This is a genomic window from Gluconobacter oxydans DSM 3504 (assembly GCF_000583855.1).
GTDB classification, from domain to species: domain Bacteria; phylum Pseudomonadota; class Alphaproteobacteria; order Acetobacterales; family Acetobacteraceae; genus Gluconobacter; species Gluconobacter oxydans.
This window is the reverse complement of sequence record NZ_CP004373.1, coordinates 338,662-364,950: the sequence shown is the minus strand read 5'-3', so window position 1 is coordinate 364,950 and position 26,289 is coordinate 338,662. Positions and strand designations below refer to the sequence as shown.

Sequence of the window (26,289 nt, the reverse complement as noted above, 5' to 3'; positions counted from 1 at the left end):
TCTGGGGCCTCTGAATAAGGGATCGGAAACGGAATGGGAAGTTTTTTCCCACTGCCTGTTTTACGCTTCAGGCAATGGTGGGAAATTTTTTCCGAATGGCTTGTTTTGTGGCCACAGGGGGTGCCGGATTGTTGCAAACCGGCTTTTGTGCGATTTTGCCGCCATTCAAGGAATGAGGGACGGCTCGCCGAGGGAGTTTCCTGCGGGCTGTCCGATGAAGGAGAACGGCGATGTCGCTTCGCAAGCAGATCATGGACGACCTCAAGACAGCCATGAAGGCCGGTCAGTCCGAGACGGTGGCCCAGATCCGTGGGATCACGGCCAAGATCAAGGATCTGGACGTTGCCGCCCGCGCCAAGAGCGCCGAGGTGACGGATACGGACATCATTTCCGCCCTGCGCTCCATGATCAAGTCCCGCACTGAGTCCGCCACGATGTATCGTGAGGGTGGCCGTCCGGAGCTGGCGGAAAAGGAAGAGGGCGAGATCGCGACGATCAAGTCCTACCTGCCGCCGGAGCTGGATGAAGCCACGCTGAAGGCCGGGATTGAAGACGCCGTGAAGAAGACGGAAGCGGCCGGCATGAAGGACATGGGCAAGGTCATGGCCGCGCTGAAGGAGCGTTTTGGCGCGGATCTGGACCCGGCGAAGGCCAGTGCGCTGGTGAAGGCGCATCTTTCGGCCTGATCCGTCGATCAGTCGCACGATGGAAAGCCGCTCCTTCGGGGGCGGCTTTTCTGTTTTCAGGGTGTCCGGCAGAGCCTGGCGTAATCGCTGGGGCGATAGCCTGTGTTTTTGTGGAAGACCGTGGCGAAGGCGCCGAGGCTTTCATAGCCGACGTCCAGTGCCACGCTGGCCACGCTTTCACCGCGTGCCAGTTTTTCCTGAGCGTTCAGGATGCGCAGGCGTTGCCGCCATACGGAGAACGGCAGGCCCGTCTCAAGCGTGAAATGGCGGACGAAGGAGCGGAGCGACATGGCGGCCAGTTCGGCCCAGTCTTTCTGGTCCCGTGGGTCTGCGGGGTTGTCACTCAGGGTATTGGCGACGCGGCAGAGCTGTTCGCTTTTCGGAAAAGGCAGGGATACGGCGGCGCGGGGTGCCGCGAGGAATTCGTGCCAGAAGCATTCCGCGAGGCGGCTGATATGTGCGTCCCATCGTGCTTCGTCTGCGTCGTGGGAGAGGCGGTCCGCCAGGGCGGTGAGGAGGCGTGTGCCGCCTGCGAGAAAGGGTTTGTCCGGGAGTTCAGAGCATTTTGCTGCGCTGACATACAGGCTCCAGCCTGCGACGGCGCCGTGGGAGCGGGCGTCGTGCGGAATGTGTGGCGGGAGCCAGAGGCACTGGCCGGGGCCGATCAGCCAATAGGCGTGCTCGGTGCGGATGGCCATGATGCCGCTTTCGATACCGAAGATCTGGCCGCGTGCATGGGCGTGGCGTTCGGCGATCCGGCGTGTGTCCTGCTTCATGTGGCCGCCGAGAAGCCATGGCGTTCCGGCGTCTGGGCGGTCTGCGGCGGCGGGGGGCATGAAGGAATTGGCGCACATGAGTCGAACTATGGCCTGAGAGCGTGAGAACGCCAAAATGACTTTCGCTAGAACTGTGGTGTCCGGGCGGGTTTGAAACCTGAACGGAGTGTTCAGCGGGAGATCAGGATCATGAAAGTCGGTTTTGTGGGCCTTGGGGCCATGGGACATGCGATGGCGGAGCGTCTTCTCAAGGGAGGGCATGAGCTTGTCGTGACCAACAGGACGCGCGCGAAGGCGGATGATCTGGTGGCGCAGGGTGCTGTTTTTGCCGAAACGCCTGCGGATGTGGCGCGGCAGGTGGAGGTCGTGTTCTCCATGTTGTTCGATGATGCCAGCACGGAAGAGGCTGTTTTCGGAAAGCACGGAATTGCCAAGGCTCTGGCGCCGGGCGGTATTCATGCGTGCAGCAGTACGCTGTCCCTGGAGCAGGCGCGCCGTCTGCGGGACGGGCATGCGGAACATGGGCAGGTTTATGTCAGTGCGAATGTGCTGGGGCGCCCGCCAGCCGCAAAGGCGGGTGAGCTGTTCGTCGTGACGGCGGGTGCGGAGGAGGCGCTGACGCGTCTGCGGCCTTTGCTGGAGTGTTTCGGGTCGAAGATTTTTGAAGTGGGGCAGGATCCGGTTCAGGCCAATCTGGCCAAGCTGTCTCTGAACTTCATGATTTATTCGACGATCGAGCAGATGGCGGAAGTCTTTGCGCTGAATGAAAAGGCCGGGACGGATCCGCATAAGATTTTCGAGATCATGACGGGCAGTTTCTACAATGCGCCGGTTCATAAGAATTACGGAAAGCTGATGGTCGATCATGAATACGACCATCCGGGTGCGCCGGTAACGCTGGGACTCAAGGACATGGAGATGTTCCTCAAGGCCGGGGGAGAGCATGCTGTTCCGCTGCCTTATGCCTCGGTGGTGCGGGACCGGTTGCTGAGCGCGATCAGTGCCGGGGATGCCGGGCGGGATTTTGTCGTGCTGCTGGAGCGGGCGCGGCAGGACAGCGGGCTGGAATAATGTCAGGACATATTGAGGCGCCCAACTGTGCTCCGGAAAAGATCATTCGGGACATGTTCGCCATGTTTACGGATTTCGGGTCCGATCTGGACGCGCTGACGGCATTCATGACGCCTGATTATCGGCAGCTTGTGGATGGGCGGGAAATGACGCTGGCGGATTTTCGCGCTCATGCGCTGGCTCTGCGTGAGGGGCTTTCGTCTCTGGAAATCGAGATCCTGCATCTGGTCTGTGAGGCGGATCGGGCGGCGACGGTTCATCTGGCTTCGGCGACCCGCCCTTCCGGAGTGCGGAGCGTGATCCGGGTGGTTGCGTTCTATCAGTTCCGGGACGGGCGGCTCTGTCTTGTGGATGAACTGACGCGTGTCCAGCAGGGTCATGACGGTGATGATGCGCTGGGAAGCCTGCAATAGGGTGGGGCCGGGTTTGACAGCGTGGCGGCGAGGTCCTCACTCTGAAATCCTGTTTTGTGGATGAGGCCAGAATGTCGGCAGGTGGTTCAACGAAGGTCGTTTTCATTGCGCTGGGGGTCAATCTTGCGATTGCCTGCGTGAAGGGTGTGGCGGCTCTGCTGACCGGGTCGGCCGCGATGCTGGCGGAGACGGTTCATTCCTTTGTCGACTGCGGCAATCAGCTTCTGCTGCTGGTGGGCATGAAGCGTGCGGCGGCTCCGGCGACGAAGGAGCATCCGCTGGGGCATCACCGGGAGCTTTATTTCTGGACGCTGGTGGTGGCGGGGGCGCTGTTCATTGGCGGCGGGGTCGCATCCCTGCATGAGGGCTGGGAGAAGGTCTGGCATCCCGCTGCGATGGATCAGGTCCGTGTGTTGGGGCATGTCTTTCCCGGCTGGTGGCTGAATGTCGCCATTCTCGGGATTTCGGGTAGCATGGAAGGCTACGGGTTTCTGGCGGCCATGAAGTCCCTGCCGTCCGGGAAAGGCTCCCTGTGGACCATGATCCGCCGCAGTACCGATCCGGGGCTGTTTGTCGTGCTGTTCGAAGATGGGGCGGCGCTGGTCAGTCTGACGATCGCGCTGGTCTTCACCGTGCTGTCCGTCGTGACGGGGTGGCATGTGCTCGATGGGGTGGCGTCGCTGCTCATCGGGGTGGTTCTGGTGATTGTTGCGGTGCTGCTGACGAATGAGACGCGCTCTCTGCTGGTCGGGGAGAGCAGCCCGGAAATCGATGCGTTCGTGCGGGCGCAGGCGGCGAAGCTGCCGGGTGTGGTCGGGGTCAACGAGGTTGTGACCGAGACGCGGGGGCCGGGGAGCATCATCGTCCTGCTGTCGCTGGACTGGGACGACACGCTGACGGCCGGGCAGGTGGAGCAGGGAGTTTCGGCGTTGGAGCGGGTGACGCGGGCGCGGTATCCGTCGGTGCTGCGGATGTATGTCGAGGCGCAGGACAAGCGCGACAGTGCTCCGGATATTGCCGTGCAGCACCCCTGAACGCAGATCGGGCCCCCTTTCGGGAGCCCGACACCGTCAGCCGTAACGGACTGGCAGGATCTTACTGCTGCGGCTGAGTGGCCGGAGCCGCAGGTGCTCCCGGAGCCGGAGCGGCAGCGCCCGGCTGGGTCGTGCTGTTCATCTGGCCGGGGGAGGTGGAGTGCTCGACATCGTAGGCGGTGGCCTTCTCGATGTAGGTGCCCTTCGCGCCCGGATGTTCCTTGTCGTACAGGGCGGCCTTTGCGCGGGCTTCCTTGCGGTAACGGTGACGCACATACATGCCGGTTGCACAGCCGCCCATGGCGCCCAGGACGCCATGATGGTTGGCGACATGTCCACCAACAGCGCCGGCAGCGCCGTATTTGAGGCAGCCACCCGGTTCTGCTTCGGCCGTCGTGATCGACGTTGCCAGCAGACCGGCTGCGGCGGCAAGCATCAGGTACTTTTTCATGAGTGCTTCCTGTTTTTCCAAAGCTGTCGGGTCACCCGGCAGCACAGAGACGGCTGCCAGCATGCCCCAACCCGGCGTTCAGAACAACCGGGAGGGGCAGCGGACCACGTTTTCGGCCGGCGCGCTGAAAGTCCAGACGGTGCCGTCCGGTTCATGGGAGCAGGAACTGCTGGCGCCTGGGATCGAGCGGGGATTGTGTTCGATGACGATCGATCCGAAGCCGCGCCGCTCGGGTCTGGCGACGGTGGGGCCGCCGGTCTCTTTCCAGCACATCAGGAAGACGGGTTTGCCCTCTTCGTCGTGCAGATCCCAAGTGACGGTTACCGTTCCGGTGTCGTTCGACAGGGCTCCGTATTTGATGGCGTTGGTGGTCAGCTCGTAGATGGCCAGGCCGATGCGGTCGGCAGTGTCGGGGACGAACTGAAGCTCCGGATCGCCTTCGATCCGCAGGCGCGTGGCGGGGAAATCGCCGGCCACGGCAGTCTGGGATGTGACGACATTGTGGACCGTGGCGCCCGTCCATTCGCCGTGGATCAGAAGGTCCTGACTGCGGGCGATGGAGGTGATGCGCTCTTCCAGAACCTTGACGAAGGGGGCCGTGGGATCGGGGACGGTCCGCCGGATCAGGGCCTGGAAGATGGCGAGCATGTTCTTGGAGCGGTGGTTCAGCTCGTTGAGCAGCAGGGCGATCCGCTGTTCGTGTTCGCGCTGGATCGTCACGTCGCGCGAGACGCAGAGAATGGCTTCGACGCTCTGATCGGGGTTCAGGAGCGGGGTCAGCATGTTGTCCCAGTGCCGGGTGGGCTGACCGGGGAGCTGGCTGACACCCATGAAGCGGGCGTTCTGTCCTTCGGCGGCGTCCTTCAGGGCCTCGCCGCCGGGAACATGCGCTTCCGGCGGGAGCAGGCCGAGCCAGCGCATGCCGAAGCCTGAGGTGCTGTCCACGCCGAGGGCCTCGCAGCCTGCGGTGTTCATGTGAACCAGCGTGCCGTCTTTCGCGATTTCCTTGATGCAGTCCACGCTGACATTGAGCATCCGGTCGCGGATGTCGGCCTTCTGAAGCAGGGCTTCCTCGTGACGTTTCTGCTCATGAATGTCGGTCAGGATGAGGAGGCGGACCGTGTTTTCGCCGTTGGCGGCCGGGCGCTGGACGAGGCGCAGGAGGAACCAGCGGGTGTGGCCGTCAGGGTTCAGGATGCGGAAGTTTGTGCTCCGGAGCTGGTCTGAGGGTGTGGTGTCGCGGAGGATACGGGTGATCTCGGCCTGATCGGCGGGGACAATGATCGGGAGCCACTCTGAAAAAGGGAGCGGGACGCCAAGGGCTGCGGCCTGCTGCTTCCAGGCCGTGTTGAAGTGCATGGCGCCTGCGTTGCCGGCAGGCTCCATGCAGATCAGATCAGGCAGCAGGTCGAAGGCGGGACAGGAAATGTCGGGTGGGGCGGTCTGTGTCTGTCCCATATCTCTTTCTGACGGTAGCGCGCAGTATTGCGATGGTTTCAGGATCCATGCGCGATACTTTCTGTCGCGCTTTGAGATGTTTATCCCGAAAATTCATCTTTCCGAAACCTGCTTTTGGCGCGGATCAGGGCAGCAATACGGCGGCACCGTCGAAACGGCCGTGCCGGAGGTCATCGAGGGCCTGATTGGCGTCCTTCAGGGCATAGGGCGTGTTGGTGACCTTGATGCCGACTTCCGGGGCGATTTTCAGGAATTCCAGACCGTCCTGACGGGTCAGGTTGGCGACGGAAACGATTTCGCGCTCTTCCCATAATGTGTCGTAGGAAAAGGCCGGGATTTCGCTCATGTGGATGCCGCCGCACACGACTTTACCACCCTTGCGAATGGCCTTGAGACCCGCAGGAAGCAGGGCGCCGACGGGGGCAAACAGGATCACGGCGTCCAGTGGTTCGGGCGGGAGTTCGTCCGAGCCACCAGCCCAGACGGCGCCGAGGGAGCGGGCGAAATCCTGTTTCTGCGTATCGCCGGGGGATGTGAAGGCGTAGACCTCGCGGCCCTGCCAGCGCAGGACCTGCGTGATGATATGGGCGGCCGCGCCGAAACCGTAGAGGCCGATCTTCTTGCCCTCCCCGGCCTTGTTCAGGCAGCGCCAGCCAATCAGTCCGGCGCAGAGCAGGGGCGCGAGATCCTTGTCCTCGCCCTTGTCGCCCATCGGGAAAGCGTAGCGGGCATCGGCGACCGTCATGGTCGCGTAGCCGCCATTGCGGGTGAAGCCCGTGAAGAGAGGGTGGTCGCAGAGATTTTCCATTCCGTGCGTGCAGTAATAGCAGTGCCCGCAGGTATGTCCGAGCCAGGGCACGCCGACCCTCTCGCCAAGCGACAGGCCCGTGACATTGCTGCCGAGCTTGTCGATCCGGCCAACGATTTCATGGCCGGGGATGATGGGAAGAGTGGCATGAGGGAGCTCGCCATCCACGACATGCAGGTCTGTCCGGCACACGCCGCAGGCGCCGATCCGGATGCGGATTTCATCGGGGCCGGGTTCGGGATCGGGGAGTTCGACCCATTCCAGAGGGGTGTGATGGGCTTTGAGCTGCATGGCGAACATGGCGTGTTCTCCTGTGGCTTATGGTTCAGGACCGGAAGTCGAGCACTGTCCGGCCTTCGAGGCGACCATTCTGCAGATCGTCGAAGATCGTATTGATGTTTTCAAGTTTTCCGGGGGTGACGACGGATTTGACCTTGCCGCGGGCGAAGAAATCCATGGCCTCGATCATGTCCAGCCGTGTTCCGACAATGGAGCCGCGGATGGTGGTGCCGTTCATGACCATGTCGAAGATCGAGACCGGGAAATCTCCGGGCGGTAATCCGTTCAGGACGATGGTGCCGCCGCGCCGGGCATAGCCCATGGCCTGCGAAAACGCCGTCCGTCCGACAGCGGTGACGAGGGCGCCATGTGCGCCGCCGATCTGCTGCTGGATGAATTCGGCCGGGTCCGTGTCCTTGGCGTTGACGGTCAGGGATGCGCCGAGCTTCTTGGCTGTGGCGAGTTTTTCGTCGTCGATGTCCACGGCGACGACATTCATGCCCATGGCGACGGCGTACTGCACGGCCATCTGGCCGAGGCCGCCAACGCCCGAGACTGCGACCCACTGGCCGGGGCGGGCCTCCGTCATTTTCAGGCCCTTATAGACCGTCAGCCCCGCGCACAGGACCGGAGAGGCCTGAAGCGGGTCGATGGTCGAGGGCAGATGCGCGACGTAGTTCGGGTCTGCCACGACGTATTCGGCGAAGCAGCCATTGACGGTGTAGCCGGTGTCGTCCTGCTTTTCGCAGAGTGTTTCCCAGCCGCCCAGACAGTGTTCGCAGTGACCGCAGGCGGAATAGAGCCAGGGCACACCCACAACATCGCCGGTCTTGACGAAATCGCCGACCTGACTGCCGACGGCGACGATGTGTCCGACGCCTTCATGGCCGGGAATGAACGGGGGGTTGGGCTTGGAGGGCCAGTCCCCGCGTGCGGCGTGCAGGTCGGTGTGGCAGACGCCGCAGGTATCGACCTTCACGAGGATCTGGTGGGGCTGGATGTCCGGGATGGGCAGCCGCTCGATGGAGAGCGGCTTGCCGAATTCACGGACGACGGCGGCGAGCATTGTATCAGCCATGGGAAAGGCTCCTTCTGGCGGGTGTTAGGAGGCGGAGAGGCCCTTGACGGCCTCCACCATCTTGGAGAGCACGGCCTGCGCATCGCCGAAGACCATGGCGCAGTTGTCCTGGAAGAACAGCGGGTTCTGGACTGCCGAATAGCCCATGCCCATGCCGCGCTTGATGACGAAGACCTGACGGGCCTTGTCGGCATTCAGGATCGGCATGCCGTAGATCGGGGAGGACTTGTCCGTCCGGGCGGAGGGGTTCACCACGTCGTTCGCGCCGATGACGAGGGCGACGTCGGTGTCGGCGAAGCTGTCGTTGATGTCGTCCATGTCGTAGATCATGTCGTACGGCACGCCGGCTTCGGCGAGCAGCACGTTCATGTGGCCCGGCATACGACCGGCGACCGGGTGGATCGCGAATTTCACGTCCACGCCCGCGGCCTGGAGCAGTTTGACGAACTCGTAGAGCTTGCCCTGGGCCTGTGCGACGGCGAGGCCGTAGCCCGGAACGATGATGACCGTGGAGGCATAGCGCATCGTGGTCGCGGCATCGCTGGCGCTGACGGATTTGGCTTCCTTCTGCGGGCCGCTGGCGGCGGCAGCGGTGGCTTCACCGAAATTGCTGAACAGGACGTTGGTGATGGAGCGGTTCATGCCCTTGGCCATCATGACCGTCAGCAGCGTACCGGCCGAACCCACGACCATGCCGGCGATCATCAGAGCCGGATCGGCCATGACATAGCCTTCAAGACCCACGGCAAGGCCCGTGAAGGCGTTGTACAGCGAGATTACGACCGGCATGTCCGCACCGCCGATGGGAACGGTCATGCAGATGCCGCAGAGCAGCGCGCCGATGAAGAACAGCAGGGCAAGCAGTCCGCCGCCGGGCTGATGGTACAGGGCGACGGCCATGACGCCGAGCAGGACCGTCAGCATGAACACGGCGGCGTTGACGATGCGCTGTCCGCCGAAGCGGATCGGCTTGTTCATGCGGCCATCGAGCTTGGCCCAGGCAATCAGGGAGCCGGAAAGCGACATGCTGCCGATCAGGCCGCCGGCGACGGTGACGAGAAGCTGGCCGATGCCTGTGTCTTTCGGGCCGGTGAGGGCGATGACGGATACGGCTGCGGCCGCACCACCGCCCATGCCGTTGAAGAGTGCGACCATCTGCGGCATCGCCGTCATGGCGACGCTGCGGCCTTTCCAGCCGGCCCAGCCGCCACCGATCAGCAGGGCGAGCACGGCCAGGATGACGTTCACGACGATATGGGGCTGGGCCGCGTCGGAAACGCTGAAGATCTGCAGGAAGCTGGCCGCGACGACGAACAGCATGCCCCAGCCTGCGGTCACGATGCCGGAGACGGCCGTGACGGGGGAGGACATGCGCTTGAGGCCATAGACCAGCAGGCCGGAAGCGATCAGGCCGCTGAGGGCCACGATATAGGCGAGCAGGATCATGACTTGGCTCCTGATGCCGGAGCCGATGCTGCGGGTTTTGTGCTGGGTTTGAACATGGCCAGCATCCGGTCGGTCACGACATAGCCGCCGACTACGTTACCGGCGCCAAGCATGACGCCCAGAAAGCCCACGACCTGCTCCAGAACGGAGGAGGCGTTGAACAGTGCGCCGAGAGCGCCGACGACCACGATGCCGTGCACGAAGTTCGAGCCGGACATGAGCGGCGTGTGCAGGATGGAGGGGACGCGGCTGATGACCTCATAGCCCGTGAAAGCCGCGAGCATGAAGATGTACAGGGCGATGACGAACGTCATTGCGGTAATCATTTTGCGGTCTCCTTGCCCGCGTCGTTTGCGGCGGGAGTTGGGGGCGCGGGAGTGGCGGCGGGAGCAGGGGCTGGCGCGGGCGGGGCTGGCGAATTCGGATCCACGGCTTTGCGGATGCCGTCATTCGTGATGTAGCCGTCATGCGTGAGCGCGGTGCCGGAGATGACTTCGTCCGTGAAGTCCGGCGCCAGACCCTTGTCCTTGGTGATGATCTGCTGGAGCAGATGCATGATGTTCTTGGAGTAGAGTTCGCTGGCCTGCTCGGCGAGCATGGACGGGACGTTGACGGGGCCGACGATGGTCGTGGGGCCGACCTGCACGGTCTGCCCGGCCTGTGTGCCTTCGCAGTTGCCGCCGCCTTCGGCGCCGAGGTCGATGATGACGGCGCCGGGCTTCATGGCCTTGATCTGTTCGGCGTCGATCAGACGCGGTGCGCGCTTGCCGGGGACGGCGGCCGTTGTGACGATCAGGTCCGAGCGGGCGATATGGTCGCTCAGTGCCTTGCGGACCTTCTGTTTTTCGTCATCCGTCAGTTCGCGGGCATAGCCGCCCTGACCGGTGGCATCGACGCCGGTATCGACGAATTTCGCACCCAGCGACTGCGCCTCTTCCTTGGTCTCGGGGCGGACGTCATAGCCTTCGGTGATGGCACCGAGGCGCTTGGCGGTGGCCAGGGACTGAAGCCCGGCCACGCCGAGGCCCATGACCAAAACCTGTGCGGCGCGCAGGGAGCCGACGGCGGTGGTCATCATGGGCAGGATCTTGGGCATGTGTACCGCGCCCATCAGGACGGCGTAATACCCGGCCAGCGTGGCCTGGCTGGAGAGGGCGTCCATGGCCTGTGCGCGGGAAATGCGGGGCACCAGCTCCATGGCGAAACAGGTGATCTTCCCGTCCCGCAGGGCCTTCACCAGATCCGGATTGTTGCGGCCGTAGATGAAGGCAATGAGGATGGCACCGGGCTTCATGGCCTTCACCGTTTCCAGCGTCGGCGGCTGGACGGCGAGGACGATGTCGGCATCGGCGACAAGGGCGTTGCGGTCCGGCGAGAAGGTGACGTCCTTGTAGGTGCTGTCGGGGTAGGACGATGCGACGCCTGCGCCCGTTTCCATGGCGAAGGTGATCCCCAGCGGGGCCAGTTTCTCGGCGACCTGAGGGATGAGGGCGACGCGGCGTTCCCCGCCTTCGTCGCGTTCTTTCAGGACTGAAATCTTGACAGTCATTGGCTGCGATCCTGTGTCTGTCGTCGGGCGCGGGCTGTCGCCGAAGGGCAGGCTGAGCAAAGAGAACCCGCGCCCCGTTCAGCGCCACCATGACGCTTCTTCGGGGTGGAAACCATTGATGGATATCAAAAGGGAGAAATTATATCTGCATGGAAATTATTCGAAATGACCGATCGGTCATTATGATTCTGTGACAGCACTGACCGATCGGTCAGTTTCCCGGGATTTTCTGGATGGCCTCGTGTCGTTATGGACGCTGGTAAAAAAGTTCCTGTAGAGAGGGGCTTATCTGGTTCCTGCGTGGAAACCAGTTTCCCAACCCGCATGAAAGGCTCTTCCTGCCCATGGCAATTGATGCTGCTTTTCTCGACGAACTGCGGAACCGGACGCCGTTACCGTCGCTGATCGGGCGGCGTAACAAGCTGGTGAGGTCCGGTCGGAACTGGAAAACCTGCTGTCCGTTCCATGGCGAGAAAACGCCATCCTTCTACATTTATGACGACCATTTCCACTGCTTCGGCTGCGGCGTCCATGGCGATGCCATCAGCTATGTGATGCAGAGCGAGGGGCGCAGCTTCCCTGAAGCCGTCGAACAGCTTGCCTCTGAGGCGGGACTCGAGGTTCCGAAAGCCGACCCGCGGACGGAAGCCCGTGCCCGGGAAGCACAGTCGCTCGGTGACGTGCTTAATCTCGTGCAGGAGAGCTATCGCCGCCGACTTTACCGTCCGGAGGGACGCGAGGGGCTGGCCTATCTGCGGGGACGGGGGCTGACGGAAGAGACGATCGAGCGGTTCGGTCTGGGCTGGTCCGGCGATGGGCGGCAACTGCTGGACGAATTGCGGCCGCATGGCGTGACGGTCGAGATGCTGATCCGCGCCGGGGTCATGCGCGTGGATGAGCAGGGCGCTCCGAAGGGGGAGCTGTTCTTCAATCGCGTGACGTTCCCGATCCGGGACCGGCGGGGGCGCATGATGTCCTTCGGCGCCCGGACGCTCGGGGACGGGCAGCCCAAATATCTCAATGGCCCGGAGACGGCCCTGTTCTCCAAGCGGCGGACGCTGTTCAATCTCGACCTGGCGCGGGAGGCCGTGCATCGCGGGGCGGATCTCGTGGTGGTCGAAGGGTACATGGACGTCATCGCCATGGATCAGGCGGGGTTCGGCGGAGCTGTGGCGCCTCTGGGCACGGCGATGGGCGAGGAGCAGCTTGAACTGCTGTGGCGCATGTCACCGTCACCGATCCTGTGTCTCGATGGTGACGCAGCAGGTGCGCGGGCGGCCCTGCGGGTCTGTGAGGTTTCGCTGCCGCTTCTGTCGCCCGAGCGGACGATCCGGTTCTGCCGGCTGGATCCGAAAGATGATCCGGACAGCCTGATCCGCAGCCGGGGGCCGCGGGCTATGCAGGAGGCACTGTCCGGCGCGACGTCGATGGCGGAAGAACTGTTCGGGCTGCTGACGGCGGGGCTGGTGGATCCGGGGCCGGACCAGCGGGCGGCTTTGCGCGAAAAGCTGGTGGCGCTGTCGCGGCTTATTCCGGACAAGGCTCTGGCATCGGAATATCGCAGTACGCTGCTGGACATGTTCTTTGCGCGCTTCCGGCGGAAGAAAACCTTCCAGCGCAAGGGGGGCGAGAGTCTGCCGCTCTCCACGCAGGCGCCCGGGGCAATGCGCGATGTGGAGTCGGGAAATCTGGAGCGGCTTAACATCATGACGGCGATGCTGCTTCACCATCCCGATATCCTTCCGGAGGTGGAACAGGCGTATAGTGGTCTGCATCTGCCGTCTGAACTGGATCGTCTGCGCTCGGCCCTGCTGGACTGGTCCTGTCAGGAAGAGGAGCGGGATGGCCTGACGGAAGAGAGCTGCATGGCCTGGCTCGAGGAGCATGGGCTGGCGGATCTGGCGGGAAGGGTGAAAGGCGGCCCGTTGCCGCGCAGTGTGGGCGACGGGAAGGTCAAGGATGAGATCCTGAAAGTGGATGTCATTGAAAGCTGGTGGCATTTTTATGCCCTGGTCAATTTCCAGACCTTCGAGCGGACCTTGGAAGAGGACGTGACCCGGGCCGTAATTGAAGGGGACATGGAGCCTTTCGTGGATGAGAACGGGCAGAGCGGGCTTCGCTTTCCCAATGCACTCATGACCCGTCTGCGGGTTCGCGATGCCCTGAAAAGCGGAGAGAGGGTCGGAGAGTAAGGGGTGGCGGAGATTGCTCCGCCACAGCGGAAGAAATGCTTCCGGAACGAATTTTATTCCCGAAAGGTTGCATTCTTTGGGGTGCCAATCTTGACTTCGGGCGCAGGATCGACCACCTGCACGCTGCCGGATTGCTAACTCGCGGCGGAGTTGACGGAGAGACGAATGGCGACGAAAACAGCCTCTGGAACGGATCGGAACGCGCAGGAACAGGAGGGGGATACCACTCTCCTCGATACGCAGTCCGCTGCCGTCAAGCGGCTGATCGCCAAAGGGCGTGAACGCGGACACATCACCTTTGACGAGCTGAACGCTGTCCTGCCGCAGGACCAGATGTCTTCGGAGCAGATCGAGGACGTGATGGCGGCGCTGTCCGAAATGGGCATCCAGGTCATCGAGAACGAGGACCAGGACGAAGCCGAGGCTCCTGCGGAAAAGGAAGCCGAGGGCGACGGCGAGGAAGCCGAGGGCCCGCAGGGCGGTAACGTCGATGCCGAGGCTGCCAGCCGTACGGATGATCCGGTCCGCATGTATCTGCGCGAGATGGGCTCGGTCGAGCTGCTGTCGCGCGAGGGCGAGATTGCGATCGCCAAGCGGATCGAGGCTGGCCGCGACGAGATGATCGGCGGTCTGTGCGAGAGCCCGCTGACGATTCGCGCCATCATCTCCTGGCATGAGCGCCTCAAGGACGGCGAGATGCTCCTGCGTGACATCGTGGATCTCGAGGCCAGTCAGGGCGGTGGTCCGGACCCCGAGGCAGTCGAAGGCGAGGAAGGTGACGAGGCGTCCGAAGAAGATGACTCTGCCGAGGACGAGAACGAAGAAGGTGAAGGCGACCAGCAGGAAGGCAGCGGTCTGTCCCTGTCCGCTCTGGAAGAGAAGCTGAAGCCGGAAATCCTGGCACGCTTCGAAGCCATCGAGCCGCTGTATCACAAGCTGCGCAAGCTCCAGATCAAGCGCATCGAGGCCCTGACGGGTGGTGAGGACCATTCGGACAAGTCCGAACAGACCTACGAGAAGCTGCGCCATGAACTGGTCAGCCTTGTCGAGCAGGTGCATCTGCACAACAACCGGATCGAAGAGCTGGTTGCGCAGATCAAGATGCAGGTTCAGAAGCTGAACAATGTCGAAGGCCGGATGATGCGTCTGGCCGAGAGCTGCAAGATCTCGCGTGACGACTTCCTCATCAAGTATCGCAGCCGCGAACTTGACCCGACCTGGCTGGACAGCATTTCCGCGCTGCCGGGCAAGGGCTGGAAGAACCTGACGACCAAGCACATGGACCAGTTGCGCAACCTGCGTGGCGAGATTGCGGCCCTGTCGCATGAGACGGGTCTGCCGGTAGGTGAGTTCCGCCGGGTCTATGCCACCATTTCCCGTGGCGAGCGTGATTCCACGCGTGCCAAGAAGGAAATGATCGAGGCGAACCTGCGTCTGGTGATTTCGATCGCCAAGAAATACACGAACCGTGGCCTGCAGTTCCTGGATCTGATTCAGGAAGGCAATATCGGTCTGATGAAGGCCGTGGACAAGTTCGAGTATCGTCGCGGTTACAAGTTCTCGACCTATGCGACCTGGTGGATCCGTCAGGCGATCACGCGCTCCATCGCGGATCAGGCCAAGACGATCCGTATTCCGGTCCACATGATCGAGACGATCAACAAGCTCGTCCGGACGTCGCGCCAGATGCTGCATGAGATCGGGCGTGAGCCGGCTCCGGAAGAGCTGGCTGAGAAGCTCGGCATGCCGCTGGAGAAGGTCCGCAAGGTCCTGAAGATCGCCAAGGAGCCGATCTCGCTCGAAACGCCGATCGGTGACGAGGAAGACAGCCATCTCGGTGACTTCATCGAGGACAAGACGGCCGTCATTCCGCTGGATGCCGCGATCCAGACGAACCTGCGTGAAGCCACGACGCGCGTTCTGGCGTCTCTGACGCCGCGTGAAGAGCGCGTGCTGCGGATGCGCTTTGGCATTGGCATGAACACGGACCACACCCTTGAGGAAGTGGGCCAGCAGTTCAACGTCACGCGTGAGCGTATCCGTCAGATCGAGGCGAAGGCGCTGCGCAAGCTCAAGCACCCGAGCCGCTCGCGCAAGCTGCGTTCCTTCCTCGACGACAACTGATCGTCGGGCGCGGAACCGGGGCGATGCTGCCGGACTGGCTTAAGCCGAAAGGGGCATCCACCCGTCTTGCGGTGGATGTCATCTTTCTGGAGACACGCTCTCCCCGTCCGTTTCCCGTTCTGCCGGAAGGATATTCCCTGTCCCGTGTGACGGGGGATGAGGCTGTGCCGCTTTATCGCCTCCTGTATGCGGGGGTGGGGCAGGACTACTGCTGGTGGATGCGCCGGTCGATGCCGGATGCGGAACTGGCGGGCATTCTTCATGATCCTGCCGTTCATTTCATGGTCCTGCGTGACGGCTCCGGTGAGCCGCTCGGGTTCTACGAACTGGATCTGAGGCAGGGCGGGGATGCCAATCTGGCCTATTTTGGCCTTCTGTCGCAGGGGATGGGGCGCGGTCTGGGGCGTGCGCTTCTGGATCATGCGGTGGCCCGGGCCTTCGGGGCCGGAAGCTGGCGCCTGCGGGTCAATACCTGCACGCTCGATCATCCCCATGCGTTGCCGAATTACCGCCGGGCGGGATTTGAACTCCGCTATGTCGTGCCGGAAAGCTGGGATGTTCCCGACGAATATGTGCCGCAAAGGCTGAAGCGACTCTGAGGCAGGACTTGCCTTGAGGCGCATGGTGTGATTAATGCCGCCTTTCCCTGCCGGGCGATGTGGCATCGCACCGGCTATACCCGTGCCCTGAAACATGGGCCCTGTTTCCGGCATGGGCCGGAGCCAGTCGCGGGTTGACCTCATCCGAAGGGAGTATTCATGCCATTGTATGAAAGCGTGCTCATCGCACGTAATGATGTGTCGCAGGCTCAGGTGGAAACCCTGGTCGAGACCATCGAAACCCTGCTCAAGGACAACGGCGGCTCCATCCAGAAGCGCGAGTTCTGGGGCCTGCGTTCGCTCGCATACCGCATCAAGAAGAACCGCAAGGGCCATTACGTCCTGCTGGGCCTTGACTGCACCCCTGACACGCTGCGCGAGCTGGAGCGTCAGCTGGGCCTGAACGAAGACGTGCTGCGCGTTCTGACGCTGCGCGTTGACGAGATTGACGAGAACCCGTCTCCGGTTCTGGCTCGCAAGAGCGACGACCGTGGCGATCGCGGCAACTTCCGTGGCGGCTCCAAGCCGGCCGGTCGTTTCGAGAGCGGCCGTGGCGGTCCCCGTCGCAGCAGCGAAGACCGTGAGGAATATCGTGCACGTGGCGAGCAGGACGATGCTCGTGAGACGGCCGGAGCGGAGTAAGAAACATGTCCGAGACCATCACTCCCGACGTCAACGAAGTGAACCCGGCTGCCCGTCGTACGGCAGTTGGCGCACGTCGTCCGTTCTACCGTCGTCGCAAGTCCTGCCCGTTCTCCGGCCCCAACGCGCCGAAGATCGACTACAAGGACGTGCGTCTGCTGAGCCGCTTCCTTTCGGAGCGCGGCAAGATCGTGCCGAGCCGCATCACGGCCGTTTCGGCCAAGAAGCAGCGTGAGCTGGCACAGGCGATCAAGCGCGCCCGTTTCCTCGCCCTGCTCCCCTACGTCGTGAACTGAGGAGAGCATCATGTCCCAGACCGCACTGATCCTGCTGCAGCGGGTCGAGCATCTCGGCCAGATGGGCGACCTGGTGCACGTGAAGCCGGGTTATGCCCGTAACTTCCTGCTGCCCCAGGCCAAGGCCATGCGCGCCACGGCTGCCAACAAGAAGCGTTTCGAGACCGAGCGCGCACAGCTTGAGGCCCAGAACCTCAAGAAGCGTGAAGAGGCCGAGCGTCTTGCCGAGCGCATGCACGAACTGTCCGTCGTCATCATCCGTCAGGCTGGTGACAGCGGAAGCCTGTACGGCTCCGTCAGCACCCGCGACATCGCGGCTGCCGCTACGGAAGCCGGTCTGACGATTTCGCGTCAGCAGGTTGTCCTGGCACACCCGATCAAGCAGCTTGGCCTGACGGAAGCACGCATCGTGCTGCATCCGGAAGTGTCCATCCCGCTGACGGTCAACGTTGCCCGTTCCGCTGAAGAAGCAGAGCGTCAGGCTCGTGGCGAAGCCATCGGCGTGCAGGACGAGGATGAGAACATCCTTGGCGAACTGCAGGCTGAGAACGCCGCCGAAGAGGCTGCTGCCGAAGCTGCCGAGGCATCGGAAGAAGCCTGAGGCTTTTACCGAGGACCTTGTCCTGAAAAACCCGGCCGGGATTATCCCCGGCCGGGTTTTTTTGTGTCTGTTCTTCCGGAGGAGTACAACTCCAGACCTGTTCGGGCTTTTTCCCGGTATTGGAAACAGGAGATCGGAATGAAACGGATTCTGGATTTTGTCTTGAGGAAGTTCATCCAGACAGGAAGCCTGAGGGTCACGTTCAGTGATGGGACTGTGCGCACCTATCGTGGCCGCAAGCCGGGACTGGAAGCCGGACTTCATCTGCTCAACAAACAGGCAGAGCGGGCCCTGATCATCAATTCCGGTCTGGCGTTCGGCGAGGAATACATGGCGGGCAGCATCGTGCCCGACGGCTGTACGCTCGAGACGCTGCTGACGGTTCTGATGGAGAACATCAACGGGCATGGGCATGTCTTCGAAGAGATCGAGGATCGTCTGCGCTATGTGACGCGGGCGTGGAAGACACTCAATTCCCTCAAGAAATCCCGCAGCAATGTTGCCCATCACTATGATCTGAACGGCACGCTGTACGATCTGTTCCTGGACAAGGACCGGCAGTATTCCTGCGCTTATTTCGCACGCGAGGACATGACGCTGGAAGAAGCGCAGATCGCCAAGAAGCGGCATATTGCGTCCAAGCTCAATCTGGATCGTCCGGGGCTTGAGGTACTCGATATCGGCTGTGGATGGGGTGGCATGGCCCTGACGCTGGCGAAGGATTATGGGGCGAAGGTCCTTGGTATCACGCTGTCACGCGAGCAGCTTGAGGTGGCTCGGAAGCGGGCGAAGGAGGAGGGGCTTGAAGGCCAGGTGCGCTTCGAGCTGATCGACTACCGCAACCTGCATCAGCAGTTCGACCGGATCGTCTCTGTGGGCATGTTCGAGCATGTCGGGCCGCCACAGTTCGAGGCATTTTTCAAGCAGCTGAAAGCCTGCCTCAAGCCTGATGGCGTAGCGCTGATCCATTCCATCGGGCGTATGGACGGGCCGGGGACGACCAATCCCTGGATCCAGAAATATATTTTCCCGGGTGGATACTCCCCTGCGCTGAGCGAGACGCTGACGGCGATTGAGAGGTCGGGGCTGTGGATGACGGACTGCGAAGTGCTGCGTCTTCATTACGCGCGCACGCTGGCGGAATGGCGCAAGCGTTTCGACGCCAATCGCGACAAGATCCGGGCGCTTTATGATGAGCGGTTTGTCCGGATGTTTGAGTTCTATCTCGTGGGGGCCGAGCTGGCGTTCCGCGTGCAGGGGCACATGAACTTCCAGCTTCAGCTGACGCGGTCGATCGACGCTGTGCCGTTCACGCGCGACTACATGTTCGAGCGTGAACGGGAAAGCGCGACGTCGTAAGGGGCCTCAGCGGCTGGCGAGATTCAATTCCGCCAGCCGCGCGAATTCGGCGACCGACAGTGTTTCGGCCCGGCGGGTCGGCTCGATTTCAGCCTGTTCCAGCAGACGCTCGCCGCCGATGGATTTCAGCGAGGAGCGCAGCATCTTGCGGCGTTGGCCGAAGGCGGCTGCGGTGACCTGCTCCATGGCGCGGAACAGCTGCGGAGAAGGCTGTTCGGCATGGGGGATGATGACGGCCACTGCGGAATGGACCTTGGGTGGCGGTGAGAACGCGGCCGGCGGGATGCGCAGGGCAACCGAGCATGAGGCGCACCATTGCGAGAGCACCGCGAGGCGTCCGTAAGCCGAGCTTCCCGGAGCCGCGCAGATACGTTCCGCGACTTCCAGCTGGAACATCAGCGACAGGCGTTCCCACTGCGATGCCTGACGCAACCAGCCCACGAGCAGGGGGGTGGCGACGTTATAGGGCAGGTTCGCAATGATCTGGCGTGGGGCAGGAGCCAGAGTGGCCGCGTCCAGTTTCAGGGCGTCCTGACGGACGACGTGCAGGCGGTCCGGGTAGTAAGTGGCCAGTTCGTCCAGCAGGGGCCAGGCACGTTCGTCGATTTCCACGACATCGACGCGGCTGGCAGGGGTGTCCAGCAGGGCGCGGGTCAGGCCGCCAGGGCCAGGGCCGATTTCGACGACGCTGCGTCCTGTCAGATCGCCGCCAAGGGCTGCGATCCGGGCGCAGATGCCCGGATCGAGAAGGAAGTGCTGGCCGAGGGATTTTTTCGCATCCAGACCATGGGCCTGGATGGTGTCACGCAGTGAGGGAAGGGACACGTCAGTTGAAGGCCGTCTTGGCGGCGGGACGCATTTCGATGATCGCGCGGCGCTGAAGGTCGCGCTGAAGCTGGCGGGAGGCCTGCTCGACACGCTCGTTCATAAGCTGATCGGCGATTTCGCTCGGGCTCTGCTGGGCCAGGTTTTTCTGCTGGCGGTTGCAGACCATGAGCAGGGCAATACCGTCCATCGAGACCAGCGGACGGCTGACCTTGTTGGGAGGGAGGGCTTCGAGAACGGCCTTCATCTGGGGCATCAAGCGCTCGAGGATCTGCGAGCCCGGATTGCTGGGACGCTTTTCCCCAAGGGATTTGTTGAGCGCTTCCATGGCGTCACAGCTATGGACCGTCTGCACGGCCGTCGTGGCCTTCTGCAGGGCGGCACGCTGCTGTTCGGTCGGGTTCTGCGGGTTCAGGGGCGCATCGAACGGGAAGAAGGCCTGTCGCAGGTCGAGCAGGGTGCCCATCTGCTTGCCGACCACGCGCTTTGACTGAACGGTGGCGATCACGAAGCCACCTGCAACCTGGATCGGGTTGGAAATGGCGCCGATCGGCATCTGGCGGACGATGTTGACGACCTGCGGATCGAGGTTGTCTTCCTGCACCCAGCCCATGGAGCCGCCATCGAGGGCCGACTGGGCCTGCGAGAACTGGGCGGCCACGATCGGGAAGGGCGCGCCTTCGCGGAGCTGGGAAATGATCGTCTTGGTGAAGGCGAGTTCGTTTTCGTCATGACGCGGGTCGGCCACGGGGACGAAGATCTCGCTCATGAAATACTGGGGGCGACCCTGCTCGGCCTGAAGGGCCTGCTCGCGCTGGCTGATCTGGGTGGCGGTGATCCGGCCTTCTTCGCCCAGCTTTTCACGCAGGACCTGCATCCAGCCGATCTGCACGCGGATCTGGTCGATCAGCGTCGTCAGTGACACGCCATCCGAGGCCAGACGGTCCCGCAGGGCGTTCTTGGGCATGCCGTTGCGCTGTTCGATATTCGAGATGGCGCCGGCGATCTGGTCCGGCTCCACGTTGATGTGGAGCTTCAGGATTTCCTGCGTTTTCAGGCGCTCGTCGATCAGCTGGTGGATGATCTGGCCACGCATGCGGTTCATGATTTCCGGGCTGATGGGCAGGCCGGTCGAGAGCACGAAGAGCTTTGCGCGGTTGTCCACGTCACGCTGCGTGAGGACCTGTCCGTTGATGACAGCCAGGATCTGGTCCTCGGGCGGCTTGGCCGGAGGAGCGTCCTGCTTGGTCGCCGCAGTTTTCGAAGCCGCTTTCGGGTCCGCCTTGTGATGCGGGGCGGCCGTGGCGGGGAGGGCTGCCGAGAAGGCGAGAAGGGCAGCCAGGGCCGTAGAGGCGATGCAGTGGGTCTTGGACATGCTCAACCGTTGATTCCGAAGGTGCCGATCGTCTTGAACGTGAAGTTGAACAGGACGGTCTCGTTACGCTGTTCGCCGCCGATACGGGTGTATTGCTTGATATACATGATATCCAGCCCGAAACAGTCATTGGAATAGCCGATCGTGCCACCGTTTGCGACGAACTGTTTCCTGGACAGGCTGCGACGGAAGAAGCCGGACGCATGGTAATTGCGCCAGTGGGCTGAAAATCCGCCTGTCACTTCGCTGGTCTTGACCAGATACGGCGCGTTCGGGCCGGATTCGCGGAAGTTCGTCGCATAGTAATAATACGGTGTCACGGGCGCATAGATGTAGCCACCGGTCAGGCGGAACATGGGGACGCCGGTGCTGATGAGGCCTTCGCCGTAATCGAACTGATGGGTCCACGGGTTGAAACGGCCGCGCGCCGTGACATCCACATACTGGTTCGGGCTGACGCGCAGGCGGCCCACCGGGTCCGACAGGTGATGGTCGAGGCCGGAATAGGGCAGGCGGTTGTGGTCGATATGTTCCTGGAAGCTTTCGCCGACGAGCATGTCGATGGCGTGGCCGTTCCAGGACCAGTTCTGATGGATACCCACATTCGCGCGGAGGCCGCCGTCGAGACGATCGGTGCCGAGATAGCGGTTGAGGGAAAACAGCGTGGTGTCGGTGAACTCGTAGGACAGGCTGTCTTCGTTGGGGATGTTGCGGTTCTGCGAGTTGCCGGTGTTGGGGGCAGCAATGATCTGGGCGATCGGCTCCAGGATCTGCGAGCCGTGTCCCTTGGCGAAGCTGCGCAGGAACGGCCAGTTCATCTTCAGGGCGATGGTCGGCTGGACCTGCCCGACGAGATGGTTGCCGCCGGCGTTCGTGTAGTAGGTCGGCTGCTGGTAGGCCTGGGTGGCGTGATAGACCATGGAATCAAGCCGGGCCGTCAGCAGGAACTGCTGGCCAAGCTTGTTGTGGAACGGGCGGTCCCACTGGATGGCCGCTTCGCCGCGCTGATCGTTGATGCCGTTCTTGCGGTACAGGTTGAAGTCTGTCGTCTGGACGCTGAGACGGCCGCCGAACATGTCGGGCTGTCCCTGGAAGGCATAGGTCAGCCGCGGAAGCGCCCAGGGCAGGTCCGAGTTGCGGATGGTGCCCTGGTTCAGGCCCTGATAGGCCTGTCCGTCGAGACGCATATAGGAGCCAATGCCGTATCCTTCGAGGAACAGGTTGGAATTCAGCATTTCCTGACCGTAGCCGGGGACGCGGTAGTCACGCATGTAGTTGGCGGAACTGGCGACGTTGATGTTGGCGCCAAGCTGCCAGTTGCGGTCCAGGGCGAAATTGGCGCGACCGAACACATAGCCCTGCACGCCATATTCGCTGGATGAGCCCACATTGTTACCGAAGGTGTTGGTGTACTCGCTTTCGTTATGGGTGTCGTAGGCCACGCCGCCCGTGACATCGACGGAGCCGAAGTTCATGCGGTTGCGGTACTGCGCCGTCAGTTCGGGGCCGGTCTTGGTGGAGACGAGGCCGCGGACCGTCAGGTCCTGCTGCTCGTCAATGGCCCAGAAATAGGGGAGGGTGAAATAGGTGCCGAGATAGCGGTCATGCGGGCTGATGCCGGGCATCAGGAAGCCGCTCTGCCGTTTGACGGACGGATCGGTCATGGAGAAGAACGGGAAATAGAAAACCGGCAGGCCGAGCATTTTCAGCCAGGCATGATCGAATTCGAGGCGCTTGTGCTGCACGTCCTGCGTCGCATCAAAAGCCTGGAACTGCCAGAAGGGGGGCAGGTCGGGATTTTTCTCGCAGATCTTGCAGGCCGTATAGACGGCGTGCGTCAGGTCGTTGAGCATCCCGTTCGTGCGGCGCATGCCGTTGCCGGCAAGCTTGGCGTTGTCTTCCATGCGGATGTAGATGCCGCTGCCGATGCCGTCATGCATGCCATGGCTGAACTCAACGTAATCGGCATAGGTCGTGCTGCCATCGGGTTCCACGACGGCGACATGGCCCTTGGCCGACAGGATGCCGGTGCTGCGGTCATAGGTCACGCGGTCGGCGCGCATGGCGTGATCGCCCTGCCAGACGCGGACATTCCCTTCCCATGTGATCAGGCCGTTCTTGGCATAGCTTTCGCTATCCGCAAGATAGGTCAGGGGATCGGTCTGGGATGTTGGCTTTCCGATGACGATGACGTGGGAATTGTCGCGCTGCATCGTGTTGGCAGACATCTTCTGCGGCGCCACGAGCGCGGTTCCAGCCATCAGCGTGGCACCGACGAACGAAGCGCGTCTGCGGGCGCGTGTTGGGAGCCACAGGGGCACCGTCATCAACCATCCTCCATGTGCAGCAAAAGGGCCACCGCGAGGCAGAGCCCCGCACCTGTCGGCGCCCATGCGGCAAGAACCGGCGGCAGGGCGCCGGATTCACCAAACTGTTCGGCCACTTTCGAGATGGTGAACAGCGCAAAGCCTGCGGCGATTCCCGATCCCAGCATCCGGGCTACGCCGCCGCGCCGTGTGGGGCGCATCGAGAAGCCTGCGGATACCAATGCCATGGTCCCGGCCAGAATGGGAAGGGCCAGTAGCGACTGGAAATGAAGTCTGTGCCGGATCGAGGGGAATCCCGAGCGCTCTAGAAGGCTGATGAAGCCCGGAAGAGCGAAGACGGACAGCGTATCCGGCGATGCGAAACTTTCCTGCACGCGGCCGACCGTCAGATCGGATGGCAGGGTCATGTCCCCAATCTGCTGCGGCAGGTGGTCGGGGTGGAGCACCGAGGTTCCGTGCAGGATCCACTGGTGATCGCCCAGCGCGCCCTGGGGGGCTTCGACGCGGACGATCAGGCGGTCCCGGTCATCGAGGCGGAAGATCGAGACGCCCGAAACCTTCAGCGCGCCGTCAATGAGATGAACGTCCTGGGCATGCAGGATCGCAACGCCGTGCGGAACCAGACCGTCATCGGACTGTCTGAGCCAGAGCGCACCTCCATTGAGCGTCAGGGGACCGCCGCCGGTGCGCAGATAGGTCTGGTCGAGCATTTCGGCGCTGCGGAACATGGTCGAGGACAGGGCCGAGATGCCGGTTGTCGTCAGCAGGCCGGTCAGCAGGGCGCAGGCCAGCGGGCTGGCGAGGAACTGCCAGGCGGAAATGCCGGCAGCACGCGCCACGATGAGTTCGGAGGAGCGTGTCAGGCGGGAGAAGCATACGATCCCGCCCAGCAGGATGCCGAAGGGCAGGACGTAGATGATGTAATAGGGAACATGCAGGGCCGCGATCTTGACGATGAGGCTGGCCGGGACGTTGGGCCGTGTTGCCGCGCGGCGCAGCAGGTCGATGAAGTCGAACAGGGAGACAAGTCCGGTCAGGGCCAGCACCATGGACAGGGTGCTGAGCATGAACTGCCGCGCGATGTAGATCGCCAGGGTCGTGGAGAACCCGGCATGTTCGTCGCGGGTGCTGATCGCCTGGAACAGGGATGTCAGCCAGGGGCCCAGGCGGGGGGACGGGATGGCTCTCATCGGGCGGCCCCTGCGGAGGGCACGGAGGCCGGGGCGGTCTGGCGCACGGTTCCGGTCCATTGTTCAAGGAACAGCATGGCGGCGCAGACGACGGCCGGGAGAATGGCCTCAAGCCAGATGAGAGGCACCAGGGCGAGGTGCCGCCCGGCGAGGTTCTGGAGCATGAGCGAGATGGCCAGCAGTCCGACGACCGTAAGGATGGCGATCAGGGGGCGTGTGATATTGCCGTGACGGGAGAAGGCCCCCCGGAGCACGGTGACCAGACCGATCATTGCAAAGGACAGGGCCGTCAGCGGTGAGGTGAGCCGGCGCCATCCCACCACGATGTTCTTGCCGCGGTCGCGCTCTGAGACTTCGTGGGGATCGGGATGGAACAGCTCGCGCAGGGACATTTCGTCCGGGTCCCGGTCTTCGTGGTTGTGCTGGCGCGACGAGGTGAGATCGATCGTGTTGCGTCCGAATGTCAGGACATTCAGCCGTCCGGTATGGCGGTCGATTTCCTCGCGGGAACCATCATACAGCACGACGCGCGGCTGGTCGTTGACCACGACCATGGTGCCGCGTTCCGCCAGGATGGTGGTGTGGGAATCGGGGTCGCGGTCGTCTTCGACCAGCACGCCGTGCAACTGGCCGTCACTGGTGCGGCCGCGCACATAGACCGTCATGTCATTGGACAGGCTGGTGAACACGCCGTCCTGAAGCAGGAAGGCCGCCATGCGGTTGCGGATCTGGAACTCGTAGCGATGGAACGCATGGTACGAAACGGGCGCGAGCCACAGGGTCAGGACGTAGCACAGGATCACCGAGAAAAACGCGCAGAGCAGCCCTGGCCTCGCAAGTTCCAGCGGGGAGCGGCCGGCTGCGCGCATGACCGTGAGTTCCCGGTCGCCGACCATCCGCTGATAGGTGAAAAGTACCACAAGAAACGTCGTGATCGGCAAAATCACGGCGATGAAGGATGGCAGCATCAGCGAGGTGAGCTGGATGAAAACCCGCAGTGAAAGGCCGTGCTGGACCACCATCGAGACGAAGTGCAGCGACTGGGTCAGCCAGATCAGTGCCGTCGCCCCTCCCGTCAGCGCCAGCAGGGCGATGAGAAGCTGGCGGAGAATGTAGCGGTCGAGCAGAGGCAGGATCTGCCGCCCGGAGGTTCCGGAGGATGAGGCCATGGCCCTTCATCTATCCCTAGCGCGTGGCGGGAGGAAGGCGAAAAAACGAAACAGTTTCTATCGCAGATAGGAGGCCCGGTCGATGGGCGCCCTTGTGACGGACAGGCTGTGATAGAATTGTGTTCCGGCAATGCCGACCAGAAGACCCGCACCGGCGGCGAAGACGATGGCGATGTAGCGCCAGGGTCTCTGCATGCGCAGGGTTGCCAGTTCCAGCTGGATCAGCCCCAGATCCGTCTGGCAACGTCCCAGGCGCGTCTGTGCCGTGCGGGTGTCGGACTCGCTCTGGCCGAGGCGGCGCTCCAGTCCGGAGATCTGCTCCCGGAGACGTTTTTCGCGCTCGGTCTCGTCTTTGCCGGATATGGTTCCGATGCGGGTGGTGAAGAGGTTTTTCAGCGCGCCACCCGTGACGCCGTCGCGCCGGGCCATTTGGCGGATCCGTTCCAGAGCGGTCGCTGCATGCCCCGGCTGTTCATCCAGCACCAGCGCCAGAATGTCCGACAGGATCTTGATTTCCCTGGGGTCCGGGGCGCGGGCCATG

General features: G+C 62.7%; 25 protein-coding genes. 11 read left to right on the top strand and 14 right to left on the bottom strand.

Annotated features, from left to right (window positions below; translation table 11 throughout):
* Positions 1-230 precede the first annotated feature (230 nt).
* Positions 231-686, top strand: coding sequence for a GatB/YqeY domain-containing protein (locus GLS_RS01725; protein WP_041110791.1), 456 nt, complete (start codon positions 231-233; stop codon positions 684-686).
* A 56-nt stretch (positions 687-742) separates the two neighbouring features.
* Here the strand turns inward: GLS_RS01725 and GLS_RS01720 are convergent, their stop codons facing one another.
* Positions 743-1,462: an AraC family transcriptional regulator gene (locus GLS_RS01720; protein WP_226986605.1), complete on the bottom strand. Its 720-nt coding sequence runs from the start codon at positions 1,460-1,462 to the stop codon at positions 743-745.
* Positions 1,463-1,612: 150 nt separating this feature from the next.
* Here GLS_RS01720 and GLS_RS01715 point away from each other — a divergent pair, with 150 nt between their 5' ends.
* The 3 genes from GLS_RS01715 (at position 1,613) to GLS_RS01705 (ending at position 3,980) form a co-directional block, all read left to right on the top strand.
* Positions 1,613-2,533, top strand: a complete 921-nt coding sequence (locus tag GLS_RS01715) for an NAD(P)-dependent oxidoreductase (RefSeq protein WP_319424403.1) — start codon at positions 1,613-1,615, stop codon at positions 2,531-2,533.
* Positions 2,533-2,946 carry a nuclear transport factor 2 family protein gene (locus GLS_RS01710; RefSeq protein ID WP_052327417.1) on the top strand — a complete coding sequence of 138 codons (414 nt, stop codon included), beginning with the start codon at positions 2,533-2,535 and terminating at the stop codon, positions 2,944-2,946. The genes GLS_RS01715 and GLS_RS01710 overlap by 1 nt, the downstream gene beginning before the upstream one ends.
* Positions 2,947-3,017: 71 nt before the next feature.
* Positions 3,018-3,980, top strand: coding sequence for a cation diffusion facilitator family transporter (locus tag GLS_RS01705; RefSeq protein ID WP_041110785.1), 963 nt, complete (start codon positions 3,018-3,020; stop codon positions 3,978-3,980).
* A 61-nt stretch (positions 3,981-4,041) separates the two neighbouring features.
* Here GLS_RS01705 and GLS_RS01700 read toward each other — a convergent pair whose 3' ends face one another.
* The 7 genes from GLS_RS01700 to GLS_RS01670 all read right to left on the bottom strand — a co-directional run bounded on the left by GLS_RS01700 (position 4,042) and on the right by GLS_RS01670 (position 11,049).
* The gene (locus GLS_RS01700; protein ID WP_034954607.1) at positions 4,042-4,431 is read right to left on the bottom strand and encodes a hypothetical protein; all 390 of its coding nucleotides are present in this window, start codon (positions 4,429-4,431) and stop codon (positions 4,042-4,044) included.
* 78 nt (positions 4,432-4,509) lie between these two features.
* A complete protein-coding gene (locus tag GLS_RS12895; protein ID WP_052327416.1) occupies positions 4,510-5,889 on the bottom strand; it encodes a sensor histidine kinase in 1,380 nt (459 codons plus the stop codon).
* A 124-nt stretch (positions 5,890-6,013) separates the two neighbouring features.
* The gene (locus GLS_RS01690) at positions 6,014-6,997 is read right to left on the bottom strand and encodes a zinc-dependent alcohol dehydrogenase family protein (protein WP_041110783.1); all 984 of its coding nucleotides are present in this window, start codon (positions 6,995-6,997) and stop codon (positions 6,014-6,016) included.
* Between the two features lie 25 nt (positions 6,998-7,022).
* Positions 7,023-8,054 (bottom strand): alcohol dehydrogenase AdhP, encoded by a 1,032-nt coding sequence (gene adhP, locus GLS_RS01685; RefSeq protein WP_041110782.1) that lies wholly within the window; start codon positions 8,052-8,054, stop codon positions 7,023-7,025.
* A 24-nt stretch (positions 8,055-8,078) separates the two neighbouring features.
* A complete protein-coding gene (locus tag GLS_RS01680) occupies positions 8,079-9,500 on the bottom strand; it encodes an NAD(P)(+) transhydrogenase (Re/Si-specific) subunit beta (RefSeq protein WP_041110780.1) in 1,422 nt (473 codons plus the stop codon).
* Entirely contained in the window at positions 9,497-9,826 is a 330-nt protein-coding gene (locus GLS_RS01675) for an NAD(P) transhydrogenase subunit alpha (RefSeq protein ID WP_041110778.1), read from the bottom strand. The genes GLS_RS01680 and GLS_RS01675 overlap by 4 nt, the downstream gene beginning before the upstream one ends.
* Complete coding sequence (locus GLS_RS01670) at positions 9,823-11,049, bottom strand: NAD(P) transhydrogenase subunit alpha (protein WP_041110776.1); 1,227 nt, start codon at positions 11,047-11,049, stop codon at positions 9,823-9,825. The genes GLS_RS01675 and GLS_RS01670 overlap by 4 nt, the downstream gene beginning before the upstream one ends.
* A gap of 344 nt (positions 11,050-11,393) precedes the next feature.
* Here GLS_RS01670 and dnaG point away from each other — a divergent pair, with 344 nt between their 5' ends.
* The 7 genes from dnaG to GLS_RS01635 all read left to right on the top strand — a co-directional run bounded on the left by dnaG (position 11,394) and on the right by GLS_RS01635 (position 18,862).
* Complete coding sequence (dnaG, locus tag GLS_RS01665) at positions 11,394-13,241, top strand: DNA primase (protein ID WP_041110774.1); 1,848 nt, start codon at positions 11,394-11,396, stop codon at positions 13,239-13,241.
* 165 nt (positions 13,242-13,406) lie between these two features.
* Entirely contained in the window at positions 13,407-15,365 is a 1,959-nt protein-coding gene (gene rpoD, locus GLS_RS01660) for an RNA polymerase sigma factor RpoD (RefSeq protein ID WP_041110772.1), read from the top strand.
* Positions 15,366-15,388: 23 nt separating this feature from the next.
* Positions 15,389-15,964 carry a GNAT family N-acetyltransferase gene (locus tag GLS_RS01655; protein WP_041110771.1) on the top strand — a complete coding sequence of 192 codons (576 nt, stop codon included), beginning with the start codon at positions 15,389-15,391 and terminating at the stop codon, positions 15,962-15,964.
* A 159-nt stretch (positions 15,965-16,123) separates the two neighbouring features.
* Positions 16,124-16,606: a 30S ribosomal protein S6 gene (gene rpsF / locus GLS_RS01650; RefSeq protein WP_041110770.1), complete on the top strand. Its 483-nt coding sequence runs from the start codon at positions 16,124-16,126 to the stop codon at positions 16,604-16,606.
* A gap of 5 nt (positions 16,607-16,611) precedes the next feature.
* On the top strand, positions 16,612-16,902 hold the full coding sequence (gene rpsR / locus GLS_RS01645; RefSeq protein WP_041110768.1) for a 30S ribosomal protein S18: 291 nt from the start codon (positions 16,612-16,614) through the stop codon (positions 16,900-16,902).
* Positions 16,903-16,912: 10 nt separating this feature from the next.
* Positions 16,913-17,503, top strand: a complete 591-nt coding sequence (gene rplI, locus GLS_RS01640; RefSeq protein ID WP_011251890.1) for a 50S ribosomal protein L9 — start codon at positions 16,913-16,915, stop codon at positions 17,501-17,503.
* A 138-nt stretch (positions 17,504-17,641) separates the two neighbouring features.
* Complete coding sequence (locus tag GLS_RS01635) at positions 17,642-18,862, top strand: SAM-dependent methyltransferase (protein WP_041110765.1); 1,221 nt, start codon at positions 17,642-17,644, stop codon at positions 18,860-18,862.
* A 6-nt stretch (positions 18,863-18,868) separates the two neighbouring features.
* On the opposite strand, the gene rsmA is transcribed toward GLS_RS01635, so the two are convergent.
* The 6 genes from rsmA to GLS_RS01605 are packed head-to-tail and all read right to left on the bottom strand — an operon-like array spanning position 18,869 to position 26,288.
* Positions 18,869-19,687, bottom strand: coding sequence for a 16S rRNA (adenine(1518)-N(6)/adenine(1519)-N(6))-dimethyltransferase RsmA (rsmA, locus tag GLS_RS01630; protein ID WP_024717225.1), 819 nt, complete (start codon positions 19,685-19,687; stop codon positions 18,869-18,871).
* Position 19,688: 1 nt separating this feature from the next.
* Entirely contained in the window at positions 19,689-21,062 is a 1,374-nt protein-coding gene (locus GLS_RS01625; protein WP_041110763.1) for a peptidylprolyl isomerase, read from the bottom strand.
* 2 nt (positions 21,063-21,064) lie between these two features.
* Positions 21,065-23,389: an LPS-assembly protein LptD gene (locus tag GLS_RS01620; RefSeq protein WP_041110761.1), complete on the bottom strand. Its 2,325-nt coding sequence runs from the start codon at positions 23,387-23,389 to the stop codon at positions 21,065-21,067.
* Positions 23,389-24,579 carry an LPS export ABC transporter permease LptG gene (lptG, locus tag GLS_RS01615; protein ID WP_011251885.1) on the bottom strand — a complete coding sequence of 397 codons (1,191 nt, stop codon included), beginning with the start codon at positions 24,577-24,579 and terminating at the stop codon, positions 23,389-23,391. Before lptG ends, GLS_RS01620 begins: the two co-directional genes overlap by 1 nt.
* Positions 24,576-25,748 (bottom strand): LPS export ABC transporter permease LptF, encoded by a 1,173-nt coding sequence (gene lptF / locus GLS_RS01610; protein ID WP_041110759.1) that lies wholly within the window; start codon positions 25,746-25,748, stop codon positions 24,576-24,578. The genes lptG and lptF overlap by 4 nt, the downstream gene beginning before the upstream one ends.
* Positions 25,749-25,805: 57 nt before the next feature.
* Entirely contained in the window at positions 25,806-26,288 is a 483-nt protein-coding gene (locus GLS_RS01605; RefSeq protein ID WP_011251883.1) for a hypothetical protein, read from the bottom strand.
* Between the last annotated feature and the right edge of the window lies 1 nt (position 26,289).